Genomic DNA, 23,267 nt, shown 5'->3' on the forward strand with positions numbered 1-23,267 from the left:
ATGACGCAAGAAAAACGTCTATATAGGTTGAACTAAAGAATTGGCGTTGGGCAAGGATATGAAATGGTTTTCGAAAGATCCATTGCCAACATCCACAATTGTAAATATGAAGCCGCACCGGCGGAGTCTACATCATTAACGGGAAAATCTCCCGTTAATGTACCGCTTGGCTCTTCGATCGGATTTAGCTGGAAAAGCTTCATCTAATTCACGACCCTTTTTGCCGATATACACAATTTCAGGGGAATTAACGGGAGGTTTTCCAGCTAATTCGCCTCTGCAGCCGCATACGCACCAAATTAACGGGAGGAATTCCCTTTAATTCGAACCCAACAAATAGTTTTAGCTTAAGAGTGTAAAAAAAGAGCCCTTTACACCGCTATCTAATATGCAAATCAATAGTTCAACCTATATAACGACGTAATTTCAAAAAAGCAAAGCCCCCGGCAATCGCCGGCGGGGAACCCGCGCCCCCGCCGACAGTTTCCTGCCGGAAGCCTTCCATCATGTTCCGATATGACTAATAGGCTCTGGCAAATACGACGGTATGACGAGCTGCTTCTCCGCACACCAGGCAAGTAGTTTTTGTAACCTCGGGATGGAACGGAATGTTCCGGCTTGTCGCGCCCGTTTCGTCTTTAACATGACGTTCGCAAGCCTCGGATCCGCACCATCCGGCGAGGGTGAAGCCGCGTTTTTCCTCAATGCTGGCTTTCATTTCCTCCAGCGTATCGACGGAGTAGAAATGCTCCTCCCGGAAGGCCTTGGCGCGTTCGTACATCTCGTTATGCACCTGTTCGAGCATCGCCTTGACTTCCTCCACCAGGTTCTCCTGGGAAATGACCTTCTTCTCGCCGCTGATTCGGGAAACAAGCACGCAAACTCCGTTCTCCATATCACGCGGACCGATCTCAAGGCGGACCGGAACGCCGCGCATTTCATACTCGTTAAACTTCCAGCCCGGACGAACGTCAGCCCGGTCGTCCATGCCGACGCGAACGCCGGCTTTCTTCAGCTCGGCAAACAGCTCGTCCGCCCGTCCCACGACGGCATCCCGGGTTTTAGGCGGGCCGATCGGGATAATCATGACCTGCTTGGGAGCCACCTTCGGCGGCAGTGCCAAACCGCGGTCATCGCCGTGAACCATAATAAGCGAGCCGATCAAACGCGTACTTACGCCCCAGGAAGTGGTGTGAACATATTCGCGAACGTTTTCCCGATTCAAATATTGGATATCGAACGCCGTAGCGAAATTAGTGCCGAGATAATGCGACGTTCCCGCCTGAACAGCCCGTCCGTCCTTCATCATCGCCTCGATGGAGTAAGTGTCAACGGCCCCGGCAAATTTCTCGGAAGGCGTCTTCTGGCCGACGATGACCGGAATCGCCAAGTAATTCTCCACGAAGTCGCGATAGATTTCCAGCATCCGCATCGTCTCTTCGCGCGCTTCCTGCTCGTTCTCGTGAGCCGTGTGCCCCTCTTGCCAGAGAAATTCGCTCGTCCGCAGGAAAGGCAGTGTCCGCTTTTCCCAACGAACCACATTCGCCCATTGGTTGATCAGCACCGGAAGATCCCGATAGGACTGAATCCATTTCTCGTACATATGCCCGATCATCGTCTCCGAGGTCGGACGGATCGCCAGGCGTTCCTCCAGCTTCTCGCCGGCGGCTTCAGTTACCCATGGAAGCTCCGGATTGAAGCCCTCCACGTGCTCTTTCTCCTTCTGGAAAAAGCTTTCGGGAATAAAGAGCGGGAAATACGCGTTGCGATGCCCGGTCTCCTTAAATCGGCGGTCGAGTTCCGCCTGGATATGCTCCCAAATCTCATAGCCGTCAGGCTTGAATACGATGCACCCGCGGACCGGCGAATAATCCATCAGATCCGCTTTCTTGATCACATCGATATACCAGCGGGAAAAATCTTCTCCCTGCGGGGTAATTTCCGTTACGAATTGTTTCTCCTCGTTTGCCATTAAACCATTAGCCTCCCGTTTATTAACCTATCAAGCGCAAAATATCATTGTAAGTGACCGCGATCATCAGCAGGAACAACATCGCAAAGCCGATAAAATGCACAAGCCCTTCGCGGTTCGGATCAACCGGTTTGCCGCGCAGCGCCTCCACACCGAGGAACACAAGTCTGCTTCCGTCCAAAGCCGGGATCGGCAGCAGATTAAATATCCCCAGATACAGACTCAGGATCGCCGCCCACTGCGTAAATTTCACGATCCCTTGCTTCGCAATCTGGCCGGTAACTTCGAAAGTCCGTACAGGTCCGCCGAGATCGTCCATAGAAAACTTTTGAATCAACTGTTGAAAACCAAGAAAGATCATTTTTGTGGTGTCGACCATTTTCTGGCCGGCCACGGTAAAGGTTTCTCCGAAGGAAGCGCTCCTTGAAGGGAAATACGTGACGATCGTACTTCCGACCTTGCCCCCCTGTTCGTTCTCCACAGAACGTGGAGTGAGCGTAAGGTTCAGCGTCTCTTCCCCGCGCTTCACCGTCCACACCATCGGTTTGTCTTGCGCGCCTTTGATCATCTCGATCAGCCCGTTGGCATCGGTGCCTACCTGTTTGCCGTCCACCGACTGGATGATGTCTCCGGGCTTCACGCCGGCTTCTTCCGCAGGCATGCCCTTCATCACATCCCCGACCTCAAGATGCGTCGGATCCGGCATCGGAATTCCCGCCATCTGCGTATGCAGGGCAAACAGGACAAAAGCGAGAATAAAGTTCATCAAAGGACCCGCAAAGATGGAGAGAGCGCGCTGGCCTACCGTTTTGCTGCCGTATTGGCGGTCTCTGGGCGCGATTTGCGTTTCTTTCCCCTTCGTCACCAGCATCGCTTGTCGATGAACCCGATATTCCAGTACTTCTCCATCAACAGCAAGTTTGATCAGCAATCGATCCTCCAGATCGACCTCGGTCACCTCACCGCGGATCACGTTTTTTCGGCTATCCAAACGGTCCAGATAAATCTTGCTCACGTTATCTCCGGACAATCGCAATGCCACGGTTTGTCCGGTTGCAATTTGGATCAGCTCGGGATCTTCCCCGGCCATCCGCGCATAGCCGCCAAAAGGCAGCAGCCGAAGTGTAAATTGCGTCTCGTCTCTTCGGTAAGAGAACAACTTCGGACCGAAGCCGATCGCAAATTCCCTTACCAAAATCCCCGCGCGTTTGGCAAAGTAATAGTGTCCCCATTCATGCACCGTCACAATGACAAAGAACATGAGAACCGTCATAAAAATGATCTTAAGCAATTCCAATCGTTAGCATCCTCCTTTGGCCACGGATCGTCCAATATTCCTTCAGATTATCATTATTCTCCGATCAGGCACAAGAGAATACCGGGATGGAACTTTTCCACACCGGACGTAGGGCCTTGGTCAAATCGATCTTGCGATCTCCCTTGCCCACCGGTCGGCTTCCTTGATAACCTCCAGCCCCGGTTCGGCCTGGACCTCATGTCTGGAAAGAACCGTTTCGATAATATGTTCAATCTGCAGAAAAGGAATCTCCTTATTTAGAAAACGGGCGACTGCGACCTCATTGGCCGCGTTGTACACACTTGTCGCTGTGCCTCCTATTTTACCACATTCATAGGCCAGCCTTAAACAAGGGTAACGATCGAAGTCCATTTCGCGAAAATGAAGCTTGCCCACATCCGCCAGCGACAAGCGCTTGGTTTCGGAGAACCAGCGTTCCGGGTAAGTCAATGCATATTGAATCGGCACCCTCATATCCGGAGTTCCCAGTTGCGCAATCACGCTGCCGTCACGATATTCAACGAAAGAGTGGATGATACTTTCCGGGTGAAGCAGCACCCCGATCCGCTCGAAATCCATCCCGAACAGCCAGCGGGCCTCGATCACTTCCAGTCCTTTGTTGACCATCGTGGCGGAATCAATTGTCACTTTGGCTCCCATCGACCAGTTCGGGTGCTTCAGAGCGTCCTCTACCGTTACATGGCGAAGCTGGTCGCGATTCAAATCACGAAAGGAACCGCCCGAAGCCGTCAACGTGATCCGCTCCACAGCTTCCGAACGTTCGCCGTTCAAACATTGAAAAATGGCGGAATGTTCACTGTCCACAGGCAGCAGCTTCACACCCTTTTTCCGGGCCAGCTCGGTTACAAGATGCCCCGCGGTTACCAGGGTTTCTTTATTGGCTAACGCGATATGCTTGCCAGCGGAGATCGCAGCCAGCGTGGCGGGCAATCCCGCGCTGCCGACAATCGCCGTAACGACCGTATGGGCGTCCGTTTCGGCCGCGACCTTCACAAGCCCCTCTTCCCCATAGAAAAGTTGGATCTCGGAAGGAATTTGCGAACGCACTTTGTCGGCGAGTTCTTTGGTTGCCACCGAAGCTTTCTTCGGGCGAAAAGCGCGGACCTGTTCCACAAACAAATCGACATTGGTCCCTGCGGCCAAGCCCTCTACCGCAAAATGATCCTTATGCTGCCTTACGACATCCAACGTCTGCGTCCCAATCGATCCGGTGGAACCGATCACCGTAATCTTCTTCATCCTGTCTCCCCCATGCTTCATTTAGATTTAGTACATCGGAAGAAAGCCTAGAATATGTACGAACGGAAAAACCGCAATCCAGCTGTCGCACCGATCCAAAATACCTCCATGACCGGGCAGCAGTGTGCCTGAATCCTTAATCCCGTACACCCGTTTATAAGCGGACTGTATCAGATCCCCCATCTGGCCGACAACCGCGGCGGAGCCTCCAAGAAGCAGAGCTCGTCCGACCGAAAGAAGACCGCCGGAGAATACCGCGAACAGGGCCGCGACGATAACCGCAAGCAGCACGCCCCCGACGGCTCCCTCCACCGTTTTGTTCGGGCTAATGGCCGGCCAAAGCTTCGATTTGCCGAATCTCCGTCCGGTAAAATACGCCCCCGCGTCACTGCTCCAAATCGCAGCCAGCATCAGGATGGTCCAAAACAAACCGTGGCCGTCCGGTGCGCTGCGCGTTGCCGCCAAATAGGCAAAACCCGACCCGATATACACGGTCCCCAGGAATATCAGGGCGACTTGGCCGATATGAATATCATTTTTGGACACCACAGTCACCACAAAAAACAGCAGCATGAGCAGCCAGAAGAATCCCATCATGCCGAGCGGCATTTGCAGATGGAGCAGGCTCCAGGGGAACACGGCATATAGAACGCTCGCATACCCGATCGCCGCGGTGCCTCCGAATACCGGCAGTCCGATCATGCGAACGAACTCGTAAAACCCGATTAGCGCCATAATCACGACGAGGGCATGGTATCCGAGTCCTCCCCATAGACATATTCCCAAAAATCCGCCCCCGGCGATCAAGCCGGTAATCAACCGTTGTCTCAACTGTCTACACCTTCCATCCGCTAGGATAATCCGCCGTATCGCCGGGTGCGTCTTTGGTACTCCGCCACTGCGGCAAACAACTGTTCACGGCCGAACTCCGGCCAGTACAGGTCCGTAAACCACAGCTCACTGTACGCCGTTTGCCATAACATGAAATTACTTAGCCGAAGTTCGCCCCCAGTGCGAATAAGCAAATCGGGATCCGGCAGATCCCCGGTCAAGAGTCCCGAGCCGATCATTTCCTGCGTGATATCCTCCGGCTTGACGCTTCCGTTCTGGACACGAACGGCAATCTCCTTGACGCATTCGGTGATTTCGCGGTGACTTCCGTAATTGAGCGCAAAATTCAAGATAAGGCCGGTATTATTTTTGGTCCGCTCAATCGCTTCCTCCATCGCCGCGATCGTGTGGGCGGGAAGTTCATCGGGGTGCCCCATCATGCGAACCTGGACATTCTTCTCGATCAATTCCTCCAGTTCGATGGCCAAAAACTCTTGGGGCAACGACATCAGAAAATCGACTTCCTCCTTCGGCCGCTTCCAGTTCTCGGTCGAGAACGCGTACAGCGTCAAAACGGAGATCCCGAGCTCATCCGCGGCGATCGTAGCCCGCTTGACCGCCTTCATTCCGTTGCGATGGCCGACGATGCGCGGCAAACCAAGCTTGCGCGCCCAGCGGCCATTGCCGTCCATAATTATGGCGACATGCTTCGGAATATTGTCCCCGGTCGGGACCTCGGTTGCAGGACGGCTGCCTTTTTTCCGCCAGGACTCAAATAACTTGATCATTGCTTTTCCTCCAGCTGGTGATGAAAAAGAGACAAAACCCCACCGTAATAGGAGGGGCCGCTTATCGTCTCTTAAACTTCCATAATCTCTTTCTCTTTCGCAGCAAGCACTTTGTCGACTTCCGCGATGAATTTGTCGGTGGTCTTCTGGATGTCTTCCTGGTGCCTACGCGATTCGTCTTCAGAGATGTCGGTTTTCTCCAACTTCTTGATATCGTCGTTCGCATCCCGCCGAATGTTCCGGATGGCCACCTTCGCTTCTTCTCCGAACTTCTTCGTCATTTTGACAAGCTCAACACGGCGTTCTTCCGTCAAAGCCGGGATGCTTAACCGGATGGATGTCCCGTCGTTGGCCGGCGTCAGACCCAAATCGGACTTCTGGATCGCGCGTTCGATTTCAGCAAGGGAAGATTTGTCCCAAGGCTGAATCATCAGGGTACGCGAATCCGGCGTATTGATGTTGGCAAGCTGGTTAATCGGAGTCGGCGATCCGTAGTAATCCACCTGAATGCGGTCGAGCAAGGAAGGCGCTGCTCTTCCCGCTCGCAGGGTCGCGAGGTCCCGTTTAAGTGCCTGAATCGCTTTATCCATGCGTTCTTCGGCATGACTTTTGATACTTTGCGGCATTTAATCTACACTCCCCTTGACGATCGTCCCGATTTTTTCTCCCAGGACGACTCGCTTGATATTTCCTTGTTCCGTAATCGCGAAAACGATCAGCGGGATGTTATTGTCCATACACAGCGAAGAAGCCGTAGAGTCCATAACACCCAGGTTTTTGTTCAACACTTCCAGATAGGTAAGCGTTTCGTACTTCTCGGCATTCGGATCGACAAACGGATCGGCGGAGTATACGCCATCGACCTTGTTCTTCGCCATCAGAATCACTTCGGCTTCGATTTCCGCTGCGCGGAGAGCGGCGGTCGTGTCCGTAGAGAAGAACGGGTTCCCCGTACCGGCGGCAAAAATAACGACTCTGCCTTTTTCCAAATGCCGGATCGCGCGGCGACGAATATACGGTTCGGCGATTTGCTGCATGGCGATGGAGGTTTGCACTCGGGTCGGAACCTCGATTTGTTCAAGCGCATCCTGCAAGGCCAGCGAATTCATCACGGTCGCCAACATCCCCATGTAGTCGGCTGTCGCGCGATCAATACCCTTCGCACTGCCCGCAATCCCCCGCCAAATATTGCCGCCACCGCAAACGATCGCAACCTGAACGCCGAGCTGGGTCACTTCCTTTACCTGCTGAGCAATGGACGAAATCGTTTCGGCGTCAATGCCGTATCCATTTTGTCCGGCAAGCGATTCACCGCTAACCTTCAAGACAACTCGTTTAAAAACTGGCTGTTCCAAATGTATACCTCCACTATAGACCCCCTATGTATAACCGGGAAAAGGGTGTCAGGTTAAAAAAGAAGGAACACGACGTGTTCCAACTCTTCAAACGTGCATGTGATCCAATGACGTTTATTATATTTATTTTATTGTCTTACTTGGGACATAACTTCTTCAACGAAGTTGTCCACTTTCTTCTCCAAACCTTCGCCCAGTTCATAACGGACAAAGCGACGGATGGTGATGTTTTCGCCGATCGCGCTGATCTTCTCGTTTACAAGCGCCGCGATCGTCTTGTCCGGATCCTTCACGAAAGCTTGCTCAAGCAAGCAGAATTCTTCGTAGTATTTGCCGATCCGGCCTTCGACCATCTTATCGACAATTTTTTCAGGTTTCCCTTCGTTAAGGGCCTGTGCTCTCAAAATTTCCTTTTCTTTCTCCAGGTCATCCTGCGGCACTTCTTCACGACGAACGTAACGAGGGCTCATGGCCGCGATATGCATCGCGATGTCGCGGGCAAATTCCTTGAATTGATCCGTTTTCGCAACAAAGTCAGTTTCACAGTTGATTTCTACAAGTACGCCGATCCGACCGCCGGCATGAATGTAGGACTCGACAACGCCTTCCGTAGCGATCCGGCCGGCTTTGTTAGCCGCGGCAGCCAGACCTTTCTCACGCAGAAGTTCCGTTGCTTTGGTCAAATCACCGTTTGCTTCTTCGAGTGCTTTTTTGCAATCCAGCATGCCCGCACCTGTTTTTTCACGCAGTTCTTTTACAGATTTTGCATCAACAGCCATGTTTATAAAACCTCCACATTTAAAATGATGGGACTCTTTTCATCTTAAAAAAAGGGCAGTGAGAGGTTTGACACCTACCAACCACCCTTTTCATTTAATTCATTCTTTGTTCTTTGTGCAAGTTCGCGAAATTAGGCGGTAGTTTGCTCGCCTTGGTTCGCTTCGATAACGGCATCCGCCATTTTGCTGGTAAGCAGTTTAACCGCGCGGATCGCGTCGTCGTTACCAGGGATAACGTAGTCGATTTCGTCCGGATCGCAGTTGGTATCTACGATACCCACGATTGGGATACCCAATTTGCGGGCTTCCGCAACGGCGATGCGTTCTTTGCGAGGATCAATAACGAAGAGCGCGCTTGGCAGTCCCTTCATGTTCTTGATTCCGCCGAGGAACTTCTCGAGACGATCTTTCTCTTTGCGAAGAATGATGACTTCTTTCTTAGGCAGAACTTCGAATGTTCCGTCTTCTTCCCAAGTTTCGAGTTGTTTCAAGCGGTCGATCCGCTTTTGAATTGTTTGGAAGTTGGTCAGCGTACCGCCGAGCCAGCGTTGGTTAATGTAGAATTGACCCGCGCGCTCAGCTTCTTCCTTCACGGAGTCTTGAGCTTGCTTCTTGGTGCCGACGAACAGGATCGTCCCGTTCTCTTCAGCTACGCTCTTAACGAAGTTGTAAGCTTCTTCTACTTTCTTGACCGTTTTTTGCAGGTCAATAATGTAAATACCGTTTCTTTCGGTGAAGATATAACGATCCATTTTCGGATTCCAACGACGTGTTTGGTGTCCGAAGTGAACCCCTGCCTCAAGCAGTTGTTTCATGGAGATTACTGCCATCTTCACGCACCTCCTAAGTTTGGTTTTATTGTGATGCTTCCTCCGCAAGTGTCATCTTCCGCCAAGACTCCCGGTAGGGAGCACCCTTAACGAAATCAACCAGCGTGCGTTATAACACCGTCAACTACTATACCACAACTGAAAAACCGATGCAACCAGAGTCAAGGCTTTTCCGACAAATTTCATCTTCATGTTAGCCTCACAAAAAAAGCTCCTTGTCAGGAGCTTACGGGTATAACTTATTCTGCCGGAGCGGATGTGATTTTTGAGATAATCGAGGTGATATCTTCCCCGGGTTCAAACGTAAATGTGCCGGTCCGAATTTTGGTATTAATCTTTTTGCTCTTGGCTTCCTTCAAGAAGGCGGATTTATCGGGGATAACTCCCGCCTTTTCCAGCCCTTCCGCCACACCGGAGAGGGTACTGCCGGAAGAAATTTTGTAGGTTACCGTCGTTTTTTGGGGTGACTGCGGCTTAACCGGAGCTTCGGTTTTTGGCGTGGCGGCCTCAACCGGGGTTTTGGAGGCTGCAGGCACTTTCGAGGTATCCGGTGTTTTTGAAGTTTCAGGCTTACCCGGCGGTTTCGGAGTTCCCGGAACATTTGGCGCCTTCGGCTCCTTTGCCGGATTCGCCTCTTGTCCTCCGGCTCCCTCCTGCTTCTCCTTCCACTCTTCCTCGGTCAGCAGCTCCCGATCGGCTGCCACGACTTTCAAATTCAAGAGGGCCGCGGCCTGCTCGATCTGTGCCCTGGTCTGCAATTTCCCCGTCCCTTGGCCGATCATCATTAGCTGTAGCAGCAGGGCGCCCGCGATAAGTCCTGCGCCCAATCCCAACATAAATTGGCGGTTTCGGATCATCGGGATTCCTCCCTTTTAGCCAGTTGCAGGATCAGCTGGACTTCACCTCTTTGAATGCCCACCGATTTGGCGATGATATCGATGGATTTCCCTTTCGCATACAAATCAAACAGCTCGGGGTAGCGATCCCTGACCGATTCAGCCCGAGGCGGCTCTTCTGGCACCTCTGGCTCCGTCCCCACAGAAGCGGCGGGTGAATTTTCCACAATAGCCTTCTCAGGCAAACGGGCTGAAGGAATGTCCGCTGCCGACGGCTCACTCTTCGGTTCGGTCGCGGATCCCGCCAACCGCGGCGGGGCTGCAAGGACCCGCTGTTCCAGCCCGTCCAGCCGGGATTTGTACTGAAGCGAGTTTTGCTCCACTTCCAACAGGCGCTTGCGCAGTTCGACAATCTGTTCCTGCTGGGCAAGCTGCTTTGATGCAAAATCCTGCTTCATCCGGGCTACCAAATCGATGAGCTCTTCATTTTCCTTTTCAATCTCCGCCATAAACTGCTCCAGCGTAGCTTCCAGTTCCGCGGAGCCGCCCGAAGAAGGTGCCGCCCCCGTCGTCCGGCCGGGAAGAAGAAGCGCATAAACCAGGGCGGCGGCTCCCAGCAATACAATATAAAACCACGGGTCTCCAAATGACAATGTAATCCTCACCTTTGATGTTTAAATAAGTGCGTAAAATCTTGCCCCGGTGGGCGTAGAGCGGAAGATGCCGCTACAATGACAAATCGATATGACGGCCCTTGAAAGGGTGCTCGGCGGGGTGTTCTTTTTCCTGCTCCTCCTGATGCTCACCCTGCGACGAGTGATGTTGTCGCTCTTGGTCCGGGGAGTTGCCCTCGCGTTTTATTTTTGTATTGTGTGCGCTTTCGTCAATATTGGTGCTTCTCTGGCGTTCAAGCTCGCGCTCCTTAATATTCTCCGCAGAGAGCAAGCTCTGATCGGTGACAGGGCGTTGCTGATTCTCCTGTTGAATCCGTCCGGCTTCATTGGTCCGGGGTACCGCGATCTGCATTTCTACGGCTTTCAAATTCATGGAAATCACCTCATCGCTTGGATTATGGACGCCCTAAAACTGTTCGTATAATGAGCGAAAGCGGTGCCGATAGCAGGCACTAGACATAGGCGGACATCGTGATATCCCCTTCATTAAAGTAAAAAGACATGTGGGATAGAGGTTCCTTAACATACTTTGTATAGCGTCCGATCACGATTCTGGACCCGCCGTAGATCGTTTTTAGGACATCCACACGCGCTCTGACCGTTTCCTCCAGCGTTTTTTCAATAGTAAGCATCCGCTCTTTAAATTCGTTCATTTCCTGAATGTTCGATTTTTTGGTCATATTCAGCTTCGAGCGCATTTCCACCTTCTCCGGAGTCAGCTTCCCTAAAGAGGCGAGTTGATCCAGCAGAGACAGCGCTTTTTCCGACTTTTCCAGGTTCGCCATGATCTCTCTGACCTTCTGCCTCAGTTCCATTAACTCGTTGCGTAGTTCGGGAAGTACGCCGACTTCAATGGAGGTCGTCGTCGACATCGGATTGCCGATGACCCGGGCGATGACCCGTTCCCCGGCTTGAATGCTTCCGCCTACGATCAAGCCTTTGGTTCCGTTGCAAACGACGTCCCGGCCCGCACGGATATTCGAATGCATAATGCTTTGGCTAACGATGACATCTTCTCCGGCCACTACATTGCCATCTTGAATAAAAGAACTTTTGACAGAGTGGCCCGCTTTGACCAAGCCTTTATTGTATCCGATAATGCCGCCGGTAATTTCGATGGAACCTTCCGAATACAGCTCGGCCCCCTCGACGCCGCCGACAACACGAATATCCCCGGCAGCACTGACTTTAAAGCCCGTCAATACATTGCCGCGGATGACGACCGTGCCGACAAAATCGATATTTCCCGTGCTGTAGTCGACGTCCCCGTTGATTTCATAAACCGGGAATACATTCAATTTCCCTTTATCGGTCACTGTAACCAAGCCGTCAATCGCCGCGTACATCGCGGTTTGCTCGGGGTTCAACACCACATTCTTCCCGACTTTGAATCTGGCTTCCTTCCCGGATTTGTTGGGGATCGGTTCCCCGGTCACCGCCGTTCCGGGGCGTCCGGGAAGCGGAGGAACTAATTCGGCGATAAGCTGTCCTTTCCGGACATTGTTCAAACGTGTGATTTCTTTGTAGTCCACCTTGCCGTCATCCGTCTCCAGAGGTTTGTACCTTACATCCTCAAGCTGGACGGCGTACCGAATCTTTCCATCCTCCCCGGGCTCCGGATCCAAACCGATGGCAATGGGGGTTTTACTGTAGAAATATTCTCTGGGGTTGATGGCAAACCGCTCGACAATATCGTCCTGGATCCCGTACTTGATGCCGTGGTGCTGCAAAAATTGATACATTGCATCCTTAGTGCAGGAAAAGGTATCGTCTTTTTGGGTAAACTGCAGATAAGCGACGGTTTTATCATCATTAAAGGTGACGCTAAGAAGTTTCCCTAAATCGGCCGTAAATTCCATTTTCGTTCCTCCTTCCATCTTCATAATTCTAAGAAATTCCGCTTTCTAATTCTCTCGCATCAGCAGATCACGTTGCTTGTCCAATGTGCCTCGAAGCCGCAAAATCGCTTTGGAGTGAAGCTGGGAGATCCGGGATGGCGACAAAGACATCACCTCGGCGATCTCACTCAGCGACAAATCTTCATAATATAACAGAGAGACGACGGTCCGTTCCTTCTCCGTTAACTTTTCGATTCCCTTGGCCAGCGATTCCCGCAAAAACTGCTCCTGTACTTTATAATCCGGATTTTTGGCCTTATCGTCAACAAGCAAAGTCAGCCGGGTCTCAGATTCCTCTTCACGGATCGGATCTTCCAGGGAGCAGAGAGTCATGACAGCGACTTCCTGAAGCATGCTTTGGAACTCTTTCTCGCTGATCCGCAAATGCTTGCTCATTTCCGCATCGGTGACGGACCGGAGAAACTGCTGCTCCAACTGCTGGTAGCCTTCTTCAATCTTCTTGGCTTTTTCTCTTACGGAACGGGGAACCCAGTCCCCCTGGCGCAATCCGTCCAAGATCGCTCCCCTGACCCTCCATGAAGCATAGGTTTCGAACTGCAGACCGCGCTTATAGTCGAATTTCTCGACCGCATCAATCAGTCCCATCACCCCGTTGCTGGACAAATCATCTTTGGAAACGTTCTTGGGCAGACCTACGGCCAGACGTCCCGAAACGTAGTCGACAATATGCAGATACTTCTCGATAAGTTGTTTCTTGGCCTCCAAATCGCCGTGTTCCTTCCATCGCTCCCAAACATCGGCATAATTTAGAGTGGATGTCTTCCGCTCGTTCAATTGCCTTCACCCTCCTTATTTGTCTGTCAGGTGACGAACGACCTTAGCCAGCTCTTCAGGATCTTTATCGTCAAGTGTTTTTACTAGTTTCGGCGGATTCAATGGTGTAAACTCTTGAGTCTGTGACTGGTCCTCTGGTGTTTGTTTCAATAAATCGTTTAATTCCTCACTTTGATCCGGTGTCGTAAGGTCGAGGCTGGCACCTTTATCCTGTTCCTTAAGCGCGTCCGTTAGGTCTCTGACATCAGGCTGCGGCTCCTGTTCCTTGAGAAAGGTAATAACCCAGTTTGCCGCAAATGCGAGCAAGAACCACACCACAAAAGCGATCAAGCCGCGGATGAAGCTCGTCATAAACAAGTTATTTCCAGCCGATACCGCATAGGTTATCAAAAAACCGATAAATCCGAATAGAAGATAATATCCCATTTTTCGTGACATGGCTACAATTCCTTTATACCCATTTGTACACTGCGTATGAATAAAATACCCGTTTCGCAATCCAATTCAATCGTTCTTCCGTAATTACCGCCCGTATCCTCCGCAACCAGCGGAATACCGAGTTCGCTCAACATCGCTTTGCACGACTCTGCATTTCTCGGACCGATCCTCATGGAATCCCCTTTGCCTGCAAAAGTAAACATCTGGGAACCTCCCGCCATTTTGGCGATCAGACGGCTTTTCATTACTCCAAGCTCCGACAGCCTGCGCACAAGCTCAGGCAGTGCAGTATCTGCATACTTGGCCAGATTGAGCGCCCCTTCTCTCGCAATTTCCGAGGAAGGAAGCATGACATGAGCAAGACCGGCTACCTTAAGCATCGGATCAAACAACGTGACCCCGACACATGACCCTAGCCCTGTGGTGCGGATTAACCCCTGTCCGCGAATCACGTTCAAGTCCGCCATTCCCACTTTAACAATGTGCTGCTCATCAATCATGATGGGTTGGAACTCCCAGAGCGGCAAATATTTTATCGAAGGACTCGGGGTCTGGAATCAGGAAAAACTGTCCTTCAACTTCATGCTGGCCTTCAATAAAAGTTGTATCGATCAATAGGGCGGAGTCGCCCATTTCTCCGAACTGCAGCAGTCCGTAGCTCAAAATCGCACCGGCCATATCCAGCGCAAGCGCCGGAACTGTCGGAGTCATGGCTAACGAAGTGAAATCGGCCAACGAGGAAATATACGATCCCGCCAAAATGTTTCCGATTTCCGAAAGCGCGGACCATTCCATCTCCGAGAAGTTCTCCTCGCTCTCCACTTCGATTCCGGCGAGGCGGTGAAGCAGCTTCTTCGCCGCCTCGGGGCTCAAAATGAAGAACAGGTTACTCGGCGTGTCTCCCTCCACGCGGAAGAAGATCGCCAGCACAATTTGCTCCCCGCCGCCCACTCGCTCCGCAATCGCCTCAAACGGCAGCATCTGGACTTTGGGAACCGCCATGTCGATCGGCTTGTCAAGCAACTTGGACAAAGCGGTCGCCGCATTTCCGGCACCGATATTGCCGACTTCTTTCAGAACATCCATCTTGAATTCCGCAAAGTCCTTAAACAGATCCACCGCTTATCCCTCTAAACTTTCCAACTGGATAATTTCATTGCGATTCAAAACTTCGGACAGATTCAGCATCACCAGAAGACGCTCATCGGACAAGCGGGCCACGCCTTGCAAATATTTGGCTTTTACGCCGCCGACTACATCAGGCGGCGTGTCGATCGATTCCGAATCCAAATCGATGACATCGTTGGCCGAATCCACAATGAAACCGACTTCCATCTCATTAGCCGCGACGATAATAATCCGGCTCTGGTCGGTATACTCGGCCTCCGGCAGACCAAACCGGCCCCGCAAATCGATCACGGGAATAACAACACCGCGCAGGTTGATGACGCCTTTTACAAACGAGAAAGTTTTCGGCACACGCGTAATCGGCATCATCCGCTCGATCGTTTGGACTTTGTCCACTTCGATGCCATACTCCTCATGGCCCAGTTTAAATACGATAACTTTTAATTCCTCTCCCACGGAAATCCCTCCTTTAATGATCCCGTCCGGAGCATGATCCTCCGGCGGGGGTGAAAAGCAAGCGGCATTATTTAATGAATGAGTTCGGATCGATGATTAAGGCAACTTGCCCGTCTCCCAGTATCGTAGCGCCAGCTACGCCCTGAATGGCAGGAAGATACTTTCCAAGGTTTTTAATGACGATTTCGTTTTGCCCAATGAAATCCTCCACCGTCAAAGCCGCAAGGCGCTCCCCTTTGCGAATGACGACGATTTCCGTTTCTTCCTCGGCGCTTTCGTCAAAGTCGGTGACATCAAACAGCTGCGCCAATGACAATAGCGGAATATGAGCATCCCGATAAGGAACCATCGTATAGCCATGAACCTTCCGGATTTGCTCACGTTTAATCAACCCGGTTTCCACGATGGACGACAAAGGAATCGCATATTTTTCCGAGCCGACCTTGATCAGCATCGCCGATATGATCGATAAGGTCAGCGGAAGCTGTACCGAAAACTTCGTGCCTTGGCCCAGGGTGGATTGTACCGAAACAACCCCGCTCAAAGATTCGATTTTCGTTTTGACGACATCCAGGCCCACGCCGCGGCCGGAGATGTCGGAAATCACTTCCGCCGTACTGAACCCGGGCGCGAACAACAGCATGTACACCTGTTCATCGCTCAGGGCTCCGGCTTCGGCTTCCGTAACGACGCCATTTTTGAGCGCCTTCGCCAATATTTTGTCGCGGTTTATGCCGTGCCCGTCGTCTTCAATTTCGATGAACACGTGGTTTCCACTGTGGAACGCACGCAGGTTCACCGTTCCGGTTTCCGGCTTCCCGGCGGAAATCCGTTCGGCCGTCGGCTCCACCCCATGGTCGACGGCATTTCGCAGCAGGTGAACGAGCGGATCGCCGATCTCGTCGATGACCGTGCGGTCCAGTTCCGTCTCCGCGCCGGTAATAATCAGATCGATTTTTTTATCGAGCGATTTGGCCAAGTCGCGCACCATCCGCGGGAAACGGTTGAATACCGTATCGATCGGAACCATCCGCAGCTTAAGTACGATATTTTGCAAATCGCTGCCAACCCGGCTCATATGCTCCACCGTCTCGGTTAAATCGGCGCGCTTCACTTCATTCGCCAGCTGTTCCATGCGCGACCGATCGATCAGCAGCTCGCTGAGGAGATTCATCAGTACGTCGAGCCGATCGATATCGACGCGGATGGTTCGCGACGGCGCGGCTGCCGTTCCGGAAGGCTTGGAGCTGACCTTGCCCGACTCCGCTTTCGCGGGCTTCGCCGGCTCTGCCTTCGCTGCCGGTTCTTTCGCGGCAGGTTCAACCACCGCGGATGCCGCAGCGGTTTCTTGGGCTCCCGAGTTCAGCTGGCCCAGTGTCTCATGATCCAGAACGACCGCTTGGGCCGACTCGATTTCCGACAGGTTCATGATCATACTTTGCAGTTCGCCAGCTTCCTTCTGGGTTATGTAGTAGAGGGAAAAACTGCGGTCGAATTGTTCCTGCTCGATTTCCTGAACGGACGGATGCGATTTAACGACTTCCCCGTACCGCTCCAGGAGATCGAAAACGAGGTATGCTCTGGCCGCTTTCAATTGGCAATCTTCTCGAATGGCCACTTCGAGGTACATCACCTTGTGACCTTCGGCAATGGATTGCTCCAGAACGGAGTACTGATATTCATCCAGTTGAATCGCCTTGCCGGTTTCCCCGGAAGCAACCGATGAATGGTCCGAACCCGCTCCCGGACTGCCGCCTCCCGCTGCCATATCTCCGCGTACGATCGCCTGAAGATTCGCCACGATCGAGCTGACGTCAGCTTTTCCCTCGCCGCCCTGCGTAATGTCCTGCACCATGGACTGCAGAGCATCCAAACTTTGAAACAGGGTATCGAAAATAAAATCCTGCATCTTCAGCTTTTCGTTCCGCACCAAGTCCAGCACATTCTCCATCTGGTGCGTCAGGGAGGAAAGATCCTCAAAACCCATGGTTGCAGCCATCCCTTTGAGGGTATGGGCCGAGCGGAAAATAACCTGAACGATGCTCAAATCCTCGGGGTTGTTTTCCAGCTCGAGCATATTTTCGTTTAGTGACTGTAAGTGATCATTGGACTCATCGATAAACATGGATAAATATTGGTTCATGTCCATGGTGAGGCACCTCCTTCAAGAGATTCCGTTTATTTCACATCTTGTGCAAGCTTGGAGCCTATCTCGTGCAGCGGGAGAATCCGGCTGACGCAGCCAAGTTCGATGGCCGACCTCGGCATGCCGTATACGACGCAGGTTTCTTCGCTTTCGGCAATCGTCGAGGAAACGCCGGAATCATACAATAATTTCATACTTCTCGCTCCATCGCTCCCCATGCCGGTTAGAAGAACAATATGCCGTTTCAACGAAGTCAAAGGCAGTAACGATTCGTACAAAACATCAACGGACGGCCTGTGCCCATTGCGCAGCTCCTGCTTCGATAACGATACCTTGTAGCTTCCTTTCGCGCCGGAAACGACATGGAGATGAAATCCCCCGGGCGCGATATAGGCGGTTCCGGCCTGCAACGCCATGCCCTCCTCGGCCTCCACCACGGTCAGAGCGCTCAGGCTGTGTAGACGCTGAGCCAATGATTTGGTGAAATTCGGCGGCATATGCTGTACGATCACGACCGGTGCCGGGAAATCGGCGGGCAGCTTCTCCAACACCGCCTTCAACGCTTTGGGTCCGCCCGTCGAAGTTCCGATCGCCACCAGATCGGTAAACGCCATATTCCGCTCCCGAACGGGCGCAGATGGCGGTTTCGCAACTACATCACCCCGCTCTTTGCCGGGCTTGGACTTCGCAGACGGCTGTCCACCTCCGATCGGCCGCTTCTCCTCCGGCATTAAAGCAGGCTTCGGCCGATCCGGCGCGCCGCGAAGATCGGGCGCCTTCGGCACCGCTCGCTTCGTTGCTTCCTTCGGGGCCTCTGCAGCCGCTACCTGGTCCAAGCCAGAAGCCCATCCTGGCGGCCCCGCCGAAGGTTTCGGCAGAACGGGAGCGTTTTTGCGGCCTCGGGTTTTGTCCTCCGTAGGCGGCTGAAGCTCCAACCCTTTGGGCTTCAACGTCTTCTCCCTGGCCAGCTTGCGTTCTTTGGCCGCCATAGCCGCCCGCATTTGCTCCCGCAGGTCCCGCCCGACCTTCTCGATATCATGCGAACTCGTCGTCGCGGAAGGCTTGCGGATAAAGTCGAAAGCTCCGAGTTCAAGAGCCAAAATCGTTTCCCGCATCCCCTGTTCATTAATCCCGGACAACATGATCACAGGAAGCGGATGTTCCTTCATAACCCGTTGCAAAGCCTCCAGCCCGTTCATCTCAGGCATTTCGACATCCATCGTCACCAGATCCGGAGAGACCGAACCGATCATTTCGATGGCCTCCCGTCCGTTCGTGGCCGTTCCACTAACTTGAAAATCCGGATCCTGTTCGATTAAATCGGATATGATTTTTCGCATAAACGCCGAATCGTCAACCACCATTACCCGATAAGGCATATTCCGTTCCACTCCTGTCCTTCATGCAGAATCATTTTGCTCGCCTTAACCATTTGTGCATAAATCCTTTGATTCCTGACAAAGTTTCATTAGACCTTTCTCGTGGAACATCCATATACTTCATGGCCAACCTCTTGATATCCCTAGAGGCGGCGCAGCCGGGAAAAGCGGCCGAAAACGGAACCTGCTTCTTCACCGCCTGCATAACGTGGGAATCATCGCTCAAGTACCCCAATGTCGGGATATCCAGATTCAAAAACTGCTTGGCGACCAAGGAGATTTTGTCCGCAACCTGCTTAGCTTCACCCTCGCCGCTTACCCGGTTGATCACGAGCCGGAACCCCACCTCGGGATCGATCCCGTGAACTACTTTGATCAATGCGTATGCATCGGTGATCGACGTAGGTTCTGGGGTTGTGACGATAAAACAGTCATCGGCCGAGGTAATAAATTTCAACGTCTCTTTGGAAAGGCCGGCTCCGGTATCGAAAATGATAAAATCCATTTCATCGGAAATATGTTCGATCTGTGATGTAAAATAATCAAGATCGCTCTCCGACAAGCTGAACAAATCCGCCATCCCCGAACCGCCGGCGATGAAAGGAACAGCCTGAGTTCCCAATTCGATGATCTCCGAAATGTCCCTCTCGCCTTTCAGCAAGTGATACAAGCTGTATCTGGGACGAACCCCCATCAATACGTCGATATTCGCCATTCCGATATCCGCATCGAAGATGAGTACTTTGCGTCCCAGCGATTTCAAAGCCAAAGCAAAATTGAGGGAGAAATTCGACTTCCCGACCCCGCCCTTTCCGCTCGTAACCGTGATGATGCGGGCCGGCGTTTTGATTCTGCCCTGATCGGCAAGCTTCTCACGCAATGAAACCAGATTTCTAAGCGACTGGGCCTGATCATTCATGAGGGATTGTCTCCCAAGATCAGATTGAGGAGCAGATCCTGGTTAGCGGACAACAAATCATCAGGCACGTTTTGTCCATTGGCGATATATGAAACCTTCAGCGGATATTCCTCCAGCAAATTGTACATGGGTCCCACGCTCTCGGTCTCGTCCAATTTGGTAAAAATCACTTTATCCAGCCCATAGCGGCTGAAATGTTCGGTAATTTTTTTCATATCCTGCGTCTTGGAGGTCAAGCTCAAAACGAGGTAAGTTTCGCTTTTCTCATGAGGGCTGAGCAGACTGTGAAGCTCAGCGACATGAATCTCGTTGAGATAGTTTCTTCCGGCGGTATCCATGAGAATCAGGTCACAGTAAGAGAGGCGCTGCATCGCTCTCTGCACGTCCCCCGGCGACTGAACAACCTCGAGCGGTACGTTCAAAATCGAGGAGTAGGTTCGCAATTGTTCAATCGCCGAAATCCGGTACGTATCCGCCGTAATAAAGCCCACCTTCTTTTGAGCTCTGAAAATTTGATCTGCGGCAAGCTTGGCGATTGTCGTCGTTTTGCCGACTCCCGTGGGACCGGCGATGTAAACAATGTTTGTCTCGTCCCGAATGCCTTCTCCGACGCGTTCGGCGAGGAAGCCTGCAGCCGCTTCCCGGACTTTAAGCGACAGGGATTCCGGCGTCGCCGTTTTGCCCGAATCGATCCATTCCTGGTAGGCGGCGTCGATCCAGCTGTCGATCAACTCCGGTGAAATTTCATGGGCTGCAAGCCTCTGCTTGAGCTCCGGCAAAGGTTCCGGCAGCTCGCGGTGTTCATGCTGCTGTCTTGCCAGTTGGCCGATCCAGGATTTCATCTCCCGCAGTTCTTCCAAAACCATTTCTTCCTTCACGCCTGTCGCCGGCTTCGCCATCAACGGCGGCGAAACCGGCGGGCTCTCCAACTCCCGTCCGGCCTGCCGAATCGCCTCATCCCAGCGGCTGGCGGCCGTCTGCTCTTCCGCTTCCCGGATGTCCGCCGTAAGCGAAGGATCAGGCAAAGGTGAGGGAATCGTCTCGGGCGCAGGCGCCTTCACGGCGGCCGGCCTCTCCGGAACTTCTCTCCGCGCCGGTGGCGCTGGAGGGGTTGCCGTTTCTTCCGGGATCACGACCGGTGCGGAATTCAAAGCTTCTGCGGATTTGCGATACGCCTCCGGCACCGCTTGTCTTACGACCGGAGCTGCAGGCGGGCGCGTCGGCCGCGGCTGGGGCTTAGGCGGGGCGGCCCCATTGTCTTCGCCTTCCGAGGCCGCAATGACCTCGATTTTCTTCTTCCCGAACATGCCCAGAAACCCGCCGATCTTCAAATCCTTCGTACTTAAAATTACGGCATCGGCTCCCAGCTCTGTGCGTATTTTAGCCATTGCGTCAGGCATCGTGTCGACGATATAACGCTTCACTCTCATAAGTTCACCACTCCGACACTTTGAATTTCAACATTCGGCTCAAGCTCACTATACGACAGCACCGGGATATCTTGCATGCTTCTTTCAATAATTTGACGCAAATACATCCGGATGGTCGGTGATGTCAAGACGATAGGCTGTTGACCGGATTGCAAAAGACGGTTGATCTGATCGGAAAGCTTCTGAAACAAGGTTTGGGTAGAAACCGGATCCAATGCCAGAAAGCTGCCCTGTTCGGTCTGTTGGACACTTTCCGCGATTTTCTTCTCCAGCGTAGGGCCAACCGTAATCACGCGCATCGTTTCCCCTTGCTGGGTATACTGCTGCGTGATTTGCCGGGACAACGCCTGCCGCACATATTCCGTAAGAACATCCGGGTCTTTCGTATACGCCCCGTAATCGGCCAGCGTTTCGAAAATCGTCACCAGATCGCGAATCGAAATTTTCTCGCGCAGCAGTTTGGCCAGCACCTTCTGAACATCCCCGATCGAAAGTACCGAAGGAATCAATTCATCGACAAGCACGGCATAATTCTCGCGGAGATTGTCGACCAATGCCTTCGTTTCTTGACGACCGAGCAGCTCATGAGCATGCTTCTTGATCAGTTCCGTCAAATGCGTCGCAACCACCGACGGCGGATCCACGACCGTGTAGCCGGATAATTCGGCTCTGTCCTTCGTAGATTCATCGATCCAGAGGGCCGGAAGACCGAAGGCGGGTTCCTGGGTCTCAATACCCGTTATCGTGTCATCATCCATCCCTGGACTCATCGCCAAATAGTGATTAAGTAATAATTCACCGCCGCCGACAAGATTTCCTTTAATTTTTATCACGTATTCATTAGGTTTTAGTTGAATATTATCCCGAATACGAATCACCGGGACAACAAGGCCCAATTCGAGCGCGCATTGCCGGCGGATCATGATGATCCGGTCGAGCAAATCCCCGCCCTGCCCCGTATCCGCGAGCGGAATCAAACCGTAGCCGAACTCGAATTCGATCGGATCGACCTGGAGCAAGTTGATGACACTTTCCGGGCTGCGCACCTCTTCGATTTGCTGCTCCTCCTCCTGGATTTCCTGCTGGATCGCCTTGAGGTTCATGTTCTTTTGCATCCGTCTACCGGCAAAAACCAGCAATCCGGCAAAAGGAAGGGTGGTCCATGGTCCGATTGGGGTAAAAAGTCCCAGCAAGGTTAGCGTACCAGCCACAACATAGATCAGTTTCGGATAGGTGAACAGCTGTCCCGTGATGTCTTCCGCCAGGTTCCCCTCGGAGGAAGCCCGCGTCACGATCAGACCTGCGGCGGTTGAAATCAGCAAAGCCGGAATCTGGCTAACCAGACCGTCACCGATCGTCAGGATCGAATAAGTGGAGAGCGCTTCGTTAAACGGCATGCCATGAATGGACATCCCGATAATAAAACCGCCGATCAGATTGATAAGCAATATAATGATACTGGCGATCGCATCGCCCTTGACGAATTTACTCGCCCCGTCCATCGCACCGTAGAAATCGGCCTCGCGTTCGATTTTGCTCCGACGTTCACGGGCCTGCTGTTCATTGATCAGCCCCGCATTCAGGTCGGCGTCGATACTCATCTGCTTCCCTGGCATCGCATCGAGGGTGAAGCGCGCCGCCACTTCGGCCACGCGCTCCGAGCCCTTGGTTATGACGATGAATTGAACAACCACGAGGATCAGAAACACGATAAATCCGACGACGGGTTGCCCTTGGGAAACCCATGAACCGAACGTCGCCACGACGTCACCGGCCTCGGCATGTCCCAAAATAAGTTTGGTCGTCGACACATTCAGCGCCAGCCGGAACAACGTGGTGATTAACAGCATCGCCGGAAAGATGGAGAACTGCAGCGCCTCCCTGGTATTCATGGCGACGAGCAAAATCATGAGAGCAATCGATATATTAATAATTAGAAGAATATCCAAAAGCAACGGCGGGATCGGGACGATCATAAGTAGAACAATACCGATAATGCCGACTAGGATGAATAGATCTTTATACTTCTTCACCGGTTCTTCCTCCGATCCCGAGC

23 protein-coding genes are annotated in these 23,267 nt (G+C 52.5%); all 23 read right to left on the reverse strand.

Annotation, left to right across the window (positions count from 1 at the left end):
• Window positions 1-520: 520 nt before the first annotated feature.
• Entirely contained in the window at window positions 521-1,972 is a 1,452-nt protein-coding gene (gene proS / locus V4U88_RS09075) for a proline--tRNA ligase (RefSeq protein WP_334072951.1), read from the reverse strand.
• 22 nt (window positions 1,973-1,994) lie between these two features.
• Window positions 1,995-3,269, reverse strand: coding sequence for an RIP metalloprotease RseP (rseP, locus tag V4U88_RS09080; protein ID WP_334072952.1), 1,275 nt, complete (start codon window positions 3,267-3,269; stop codon window positions 1,995-1,997).
• 120 nt (window positions 3,270-3,389) lie between these two features.
• Entirely contained in the window at window positions 3,390-4,529 is a 1,140-nt protein-coding gene (locus tag V4U88_RS09085) for a 1-deoxy-D-xylulose-5-phosphate reductoisomerase (protein WP_334072953.1), read from the reverse strand.
• Window positions 4,530-4,556: 27 nt separating this feature from the next.
• A complete protein-coding gene (locus V4U88_RS09090; RefSeq protein ID WP_334072954.1) occupies window positions 4,557-5,360 on the reverse strand; it encodes a phosphatidate cytidylyltransferase in 804 nt (267 codons plus the stop codon).
• A gap of 20 nt (window positions 5,361-5,380) precedes the next feature.
• Window positions 5,381-6,148 (reverse strand): isoprenyl transferase, encoded by a 768-nt coding sequence (locus tag V4U88_RS09095; RefSeq protein WP_334072955.1) that lies wholly within the window; start codon window positions 6,146-6,148, stop codon window positions 5,381-5,383.
• Window positions 6,149-6,219: 71 nt separating this feature from the next.
• Window positions 6,220-6,774: a ribosome recycling factor gene (gene frr / locus V4U88_RS09100; protein ID WP_334072956.1), complete on the reverse strand. Its 555-nt coding sequence runs from the start codon at window positions 6,772-6,774 to the stop codon at window positions 6,220-6,222.
• Window positions 6,775-7,503 (reverse strand): UMP kinase, encoded by a 729-nt coding sequence (gene pyrH, locus V4U88_RS09105; RefSeq protein ID WP_148449809.1) that lies wholly within the window; start codon window positions 7,501-7,503, stop codon window positions 6,775-6,777. It lies immediately after the preceding gene.
• A 128-nt stretch (window positions 7,504-7,631) separates the two neighbouring features.
• Window positions 7,632-8,282, reverse strand: coding sequence for a translation elongation factor Ts (gene tsf, locus V4U88_RS09110; RefSeq protein ID WP_148449810.1), 651 nt, complete (start codon window positions 8,280-8,282; stop codon window positions 7,632-7,634).
• A 131-nt stretch (window positions 8,283-8,413) separates the two neighbouring features.
• Complete coding sequence (gene rpsB, locus V4U88_RS09115; RefSeq protein WP_148449811.1) at window positions 8,414-9,112, reverse strand: 30S ribosomal protein S2; 699 nt, start codon at window positions 9,110-9,112, stop codon at window positions 8,414-8,416.
• A gap of 239 nt (window positions 9,113-9,351) precedes the next feature.
• Window positions 9,352-9,969 (reverse strand): hypothetical protein, encoded by a 618-nt coding sequence (locus V4U88_RS09120; protein ID WP_334072957.1) that lies wholly within the window; start codon window positions 9,967-9,969, stop codon window positions 9,352-9,354.
• The gene (locus V4U88_RS09125) at window positions 9,966-10,601 is read right to left on the reverse strand and encodes a hypothetical protein (protein ID WP_334072958.1); all 636 of its coding nucleotides are present in this window, start codon (window positions 10,599-10,601) and stop codon (window positions 9,966-9,968) included. Before V4U88_RS09125 ends, V4U88_RS09120 begins: the two co-directional genes overlap by 4 nt.
• Before the next feature lie 73 nt (window positions 10,602-10,674).
• Window positions 10,675-10,995, reverse strand: a complete 321-nt coding sequence (locus tag V4U88_RS26975; protein WP_334076600.1) for a hypothetical protein — start codon at window positions 10,993-10,995, stop codon at window positions 10,675-10,677.
• Between the two features lie 79 nt (window positions 10,996-11,074).
• Window positions 11,075-12,481, reverse strand: a complete 1,407-nt coding sequence (locus V4U88_RS09135; RefSeq protein ID WP_334072960.1) for a DUF342 domain-containing protein — start codon at window positions 12,479-12,481, stop codon at window positions 11,075-11,077.
• A gap of 45 nt (window positions 12,482-12,526) precedes the next feature.
• A complete protein-coding gene (locus V4U88_RS09140; protein WP_334072961.1) occupies window positions 12,527-13,315 on the reverse strand; it encodes a FliA/WhiG family RNA polymerase sigma factor in 789 nt (262 codons plus the stop codon).
• 15 nt (window positions 13,316-13,330) lie between these two features.
• Window positions 13,331-13,753, reverse strand: coding sequence for a DUF3784 domain-containing protein (locus V4U88_RS09145; RefSeq protein WP_334072962.1), 423 nt, complete (start codon window positions 13,751-13,753; stop codon window positions 13,331-13,333).
• Window positions 13,754-13,755: 2 nt separating this feature from the next.
• The gene (locus V4U88_RS09150; RefSeq protein WP_334072963.1) at window positions 13,756-14,253 is read right to left on the reverse strand and encodes a chemotaxis protein CheD; all 498 of its coding nucleotides are present in this window, start codon (window positions 14,251-14,253) and stop codon (window positions 13,756-13,758) included.
• Complete coding sequence (locus tag V4U88_RS09155; protein WP_416367203.1) at window positions 14,246-14,839, reverse strand: chemotaxis protein CheC; 594 nt, start codon at window positions 14,837-14,839, stop codon at window positions 14,246-14,248. Before V4U88_RS09155 ends, V4U88_RS09150 begins: the two co-directional genes overlap by 8 nt.
• A gap of 36 nt (window positions 14,840-14,875) precedes the next feature.
• The gene (locus V4U88_RS09160; RefSeq protein WP_334072965.1) at window positions 14,876-15,337 is read right to left on the reverse strand and encodes a chemotaxis protein CheW; all 462 of its coding nucleotides are present in this window, start codon (window positions 15,335-15,337) and stop codon (window positions 14,876-14,878) included.
• A gap of 67 nt (window positions 15,338-15,404) precedes the next feature.
• On the reverse strand, window positions 15,405-17,486 hold the full coding sequence (locus tag V4U88_RS09165; protein ID WP_334072966.1) for a chemotaxis protein CheA: 2,082 nt from the start codon (window positions 17,484-17,486) through the stop codon (window positions 15,405-15,407).
• A 29-nt stretch (window positions 17,487-17,515) separates the two neighbouring features.
• Complete coding sequence (locus tag V4U88_RS09170) at window positions 17,516-18,862, reverse strand: protein-glutamate methylesterase/protein-glutamine glutaminase (protein ID WP_334072967.1); 1,347 nt, start codon at window positions 18,860-18,862, stop codon at window positions 17,516-17,518.
• A gap of 31 nt (window positions 18,863-18,893) precedes the next feature.
• Entirely contained in the window at window positions 18,894-19,781 is an 888-nt protein-coding gene (locus tag V4U88_RS09175) for a MinD/ParA family protein (RefSeq protein WP_334072968.1), read from the reverse strand.
• Window positions 19,778-21,211: a flagellar biosynthesis protein FlhF gene (gene flhF, locus V4U88_RS09180; protein WP_334072969.1), complete on the reverse strand. Its 1,434-nt coding sequence runs from the start codon at window positions 21,209-21,211 to the stop codon at window positions 19,778-19,780. Before flhF ends, V4U88_RS09175 begins: the two co-directional genes overlap by 4 nt.
• Window positions 21,208-23,244 carry a flagellar biosynthesis protein FlhA gene (flhA, locus tag V4U88_RS09185; RefSeq protein ID WP_334072970.1) on the reverse strand — a complete coding sequence of 679 codons (2,037 nt, stop codon included), beginning with the start codon at window positions 23,242-23,244 and terminating at the stop codon, window positions 21,208-21,210. Before flhA ends, flhF begins: the two co-directional genes overlap by 4 nt.
• Between the last annotated feature and the right edge of the window lie 23 nt (window positions 23,245-23,267).

The sequence above is a fragment of the Paenibacillus sp. A14 genome (genome assembly GCF_036864815.1).
Lineage (GTDB): Bacteria > Bacillota > Bacilli > Paenibacillales > Paenibacillaceae > Fontibacillus > Fontibacillus sanfengchensis.